Source organism: Rhizobium bangladeshense, assembly GCF_001662075.1.
Lineage (GTDB): Bacteria > Pseudomonadota > Alphaproteobacteria > Rhizobiales > Rhizobiaceae > Rhizobium > Rhizobium bangladeshense_B.
Genome location: NZ_LYPL01000120.1, coordinates 1 through 514 on the forward strand (window position 1 = coordinate 1; position 514 = coordinate 514).

Here is a 514-nt window from a genome sequence, read left to right on the forward strand (position 1 = left end):
CGGCGCCCATATATGGCAGCGACTGGAAGCCGGCCATGCCCTTGTCGGCCGAGGTGATGCGCTGGATCGCCTGCAGCGATGCCCAGTAGAGGCGGAAGAAGTTGTTGTCGGCGACGACGAGAGCGGGCGAGTCAGCGCCACGAACGCAGCTCATGTAGAGCCGGTTCATGTAGGACTGAATGTTTGCCGTTGACGCAGCTGCACCGCCATCAGCCGTTGCAGAGAACTTCTGATTACGCCAGAAGCCCCAGGTGGCGCGGGAGATGCCGCCGACCGTGCCAGAAGTCGGTGAGGTCGAGATCAGCAGCTGCAGGCCACCGATCTGACGTCCGCCATCGGCAGTGCCATCGGAATAGCAGTCCTGCGCAATGTTGTTCTTCAGCGTCCTTTCGGCGTTCTCAATGCGCTGTTCGAGCAGGTCGAGGACCGCGTCCTCGCCGGAGTTCTGCAGCTGTTCGAGGCCGGACATGGAGACGGCAACCGCGGCCTGCTTGAGGTCGTATTCGGCGGCGGT

1 protein-coding gene is annotated in these 514 nt (G+C 62.6%); it reads right to left on the reverse strand.

Annotated elements, in window-relative coordinates:
* On the reverse strand, positions 1-514 hold a 514-nt coding region (locus A7X77_RS31780; protein WP_156668224.1), incomplete at both ends, for a phage major capsid protein.